Raw genomic sequence first — 3,349 nt, forward strand, 5'->3', positions numbered from 1 at the left:
AACTACATAAAACGAATCGTACTTAAATAAATAAACAAACAAACAAAAAAAGTAATGAATACTTAGTCTATAGTATGACATAAGCGTCACATACGAATATGAATAATATAAATGCATTATATATGGGTATGTACTTATATTATATATAAGTAATATTTTTAACGACTTACTTATAACGTCTGGCGTTGCGCGGACTATCCGCAGCAACGCCTGACGTGCTATGTGTCATACTGTCGAAACGGTCGGCTCAACAATCGTGCTATGCACGGTGTTTATAAATCAATACGACACATTAATTTAGCCAAGAGTTATGTTACGACAGGTTATACTTACCGCTACATTGATTGGGCTGGGCGCCACAGGCGCGTCAGCCCAATTCTTCTCTTTCGATGCCGGCACAGACGGTGTCAATTTCCATCTGTCAAATTTCTATCCCGCTCCGCGCATGCCTGTTGTGCTTACACTGCCTCGCGTGGTTGAGCCGTATCATCCGGCTGTGATGCTGACTCCGGCTCCGAGGTATTACCACAAGGCCATCAAGAAAGCCGCCAAAGCCTATCGTAAGGAGATGCGTCATCACAATTATTATGCTTCTCCGGCATTGATGTATGTCGGATATGATTATGATGATGACGATTACGATGACTATATGGAGGATGTGTATAAAGCCCGCAAGAAGGCTTACAAGGCATATAAGAAAGAGATGAAGAAGCATTACAAGCATCATCATCACCACCACCATCACGATGATGACTAAAGACATATTCAAGAGGGGGTATCAGGCGTCGCCTGATACCCCCTCTTGAATGCTATATGAGATTTTGTGCCTATTCGAAGTGGGTGAAACTGAGCGGGAGCAGAGAACGGACAGAATCCAGCACATAACACTGGCGGCTCCCGGCAAGCACTACACGTACATCGTGGCCGGCAAGAGTCTCAAACTCAAGCAGGGCCTGGCGGCATGCGCCGCATGGCGAGATGGGGTCGGCCAGCTCACATCCCGATGTGTCGCGGGCTGCAATGGCTATTGTCTTGAACTTTGCGTCGGGATAGGTGGAGTGGGCGTAATATGCCGCTGTGCGTTCCGCACACAGGCTTGACGGTGTGGCGGCGTTCTCCTGGTTGGAGCCGGTTACGATTTCTCCGTTGTCAAGCAGTATGGCTGCACCTACATGAAACTTGCTGTAGGGCGCATAGGATCTGTAGGTGGCTTCGCGCGCTTTCATTACAAGGACGCGGTCGGTTTCTGTAAGCTCGTCGTCGCGCAGGGCGGTGACGGGGACTGAGATATCTATACGTTTCATATCTGTGGTACTTAGGTTTTTCTGCCGGCGTGTTTGCCGGTAGCATAGGCAAATATACTATTTTAACGTGACATCGTGATTACTGTTCTCCTTTTTTGTAAATTTGTAGTTGATTTAATTATGTAAGTCGTAAAAATTAAGCGCGTTTTGGAAACGAATACTACCGTAACTACCGATAAGGAGGCATGCCGCATACTGGTCTCGTTGCTTGAGAAGCATGGAGTGGAGGAGGCCGTAGTGTCGCCCGGTTCACGTAACGCTCCGCTGATGATGGCTCTGAGTGCATCAGCTTCAATACGCTGTACCGTTGTCATCGACGAGCGAAGCGCGGCTTTTATAGCGCTCGGCAAAGCATCGGTGACAGGTCGCCCTGTTGTGCTTGTCTGCACGTCGGGCACAGCGTTATTGAATTATGCTCCGGCGGTAGCTGAGGCGTATTATCGCAAGGTGCCTCTGATTGTGGTGTCGGCCGACCGTCCGGTAGAGTGGATTGACCAGGACGACAGTCAGACTCTACGTCAGTATGAGGCTCTTGCCAACTATGTAAAAGGGAATTACAATATACCGGCCGACTGCTCGTCCGCTACACAGCAATGGTATGTCAACCGCATGGTCAACGACGCGCTTATCTCTGCTACATCAGGGCGGCAGGCTCCGGTGCATATCAATGTGCAGCTTGATGCGCCTCTGGGTAGAGTGGAGGAGCGGACTGAAACATGCTGGACTGCCCGGACAGTCGGGATGATACAGCCCGACCAGCGTCTGTCGCATGCCGATGCTGCCGCCCTTGCCGGTGTTATGTCGCAGGCGCGGCGCGTGCTTGTTATTGCCGGTTTCCACAATCCTGATGAGCCTCTGCGCGATGCCCTTGAAGAGTTGTCGCGCCGTGGCAATGTTGCGGTGATGACCGAGACGATATCCAACCTGTCGTCTCCACGTTTTATCAATGCTATCGACTCGGTGCTCAGCACTTTGTCGGAGGAGGAGCTTGACCATATGCGCCCCGACCTTGTGGTAACGGTAGGTGGCGCCATCGTGTCGCGCTTTATCAAGCAGTATCTGCGGCGTGTACATCCTGACGAGCATTGGCATGTGGGACTGTCCGACACTACTATCGACTGTTTCCAGTCGCTTACACGGCGTATCGACATGGATGCGGCACCATTTTTCAGCGGGCTGCTGTCGGCTATGGAGGCGGATGACATTGCGTGCTGCCGGTCGGGATATTATGAGGAATGGATGGCGCTCGACCGTTCTGCAGGGAAGATTCACGCCGAATTTCTCCAGTCCGCTCCATGGAGCGATTTACGCGCCGTGTCCGCCCTTATGCGTGCAGTTCCGGAGGGTACGGCCTTGCAGCTTTCCAACGGTACGTCAGTACGTTATGCCCAGCTATTCCCGGCGCTGCAGTGCTTGCGTGCCGACAGCAACCGCGGTGTGAGCGGTATCGATGGCTCTACCTCTACGGCCATAGGCGCTGCTTCGGCTTTTCCGGAAAGACTTACGTTGCTGCTCACCGGCGACATGAGCGCTCAATATGACATAGGCGCTCTGGCCGCACCGTGTATCCCGACTACATTCCGTATGGCGGTGCTGTGCAATGGCGGTGGCGGCATATTCCGTTTTATCGACGCTACACGCTCGATGCCAATTCTCGACCGCTTCCTTGTTGCCGACCGACCGTTCCCCCTGCGTCAGCTTGCCGATGCCTATGGATTCGCCTGTCTTGAAGCGTCCTCCGAAGCTGAACTCGTCGCTGTACTGCCTGAGTTTTTCTCTCCGTCCGACCGTCCCGTGATTCTTGCCATCCACACCCCCGGCGACGTCAGCGCCAATATACTGCGCGACTATCTCGGCTTGAAATGATTAGAGCTTGTTTAATAATAAATGTTACCGTCAGGGCGGTCAATCGTCGAGCAGATTTTCGCTTGTGATGAGGGAGTTATGGGGTTCCATAACGACCGAGGCGCAGGCGGAAAGATGCCGGCGATTGACCGACTGGAGGTAATTTGTTTAACATCGTTGATATATTTTTGCATTTATTT

3 protein-coding genes are annotated in these 3,349 nt (G+C 51.7%); 2 read left to right on the forward strand and 1 reads right to left on the reverse strand.

Annotation, left to right across the window (positions count from 1 at the left end; all coding sequences use genetic code 11):
• Positions 1-310 precede the first annotated feature (310 nt).
• The gene (locus K2I50_RS10355) at positions 311-757 is read left to right on the forward strand and encodes a hypothetical protein (RefSeq protein ID WP_301026276.1); all 447 of its coding nucleotides are present in this window, start codon (positions 311-313) and stop codon (positions 755-757) included.
• A gap of 70 nt (positions 758-827) precedes the next feature.
• Here K2I50_RS10355 and K2I50_RS10360 read toward each other — a convergent pair whose 3' ends face one another.
• A complete protein-coding gene (locus K2I50_RS10360; protein ID WP_301026277.1) occupies positions 828-1,304 on the reverse strand; it encodes a cytidine deaminase in 477 nt (158 codons plus the stop codon).
• Positions 1,305-1,451: 147 nt separating this feature from the next.
• Between K2I50_RS10360 and menD the strand changes: the two genes are divergently transcribed.
• Positions 1,452-3,170 (forward strand): 2-succinyl-5-enolpyruvyl-6-hydroxy-3-cyclohexene-1-carboxylic-acid synthase, encoded by a 1,719-nt coding sequence (menD, locus tag K2I50_RS10365; RefSeq protein WP_301026278.1) that lies wholly within the window; start codon positions 1,452-1,454, stop codon positions 3,168-3,170.
• The last annotated feature ends 179 nt before the right edge of the window (positions 3,171-3,349 follow it).

The sequence above is a fragment of the Muribaculum sp. genome (assembly GCF_029051885.1).
In the GTDB taxonomy this organism is placed as follows: Bacteria; Bacteroidota; Bacteroidia; order Bacteroidales; family Muribaculaceae; genus Muribaculum.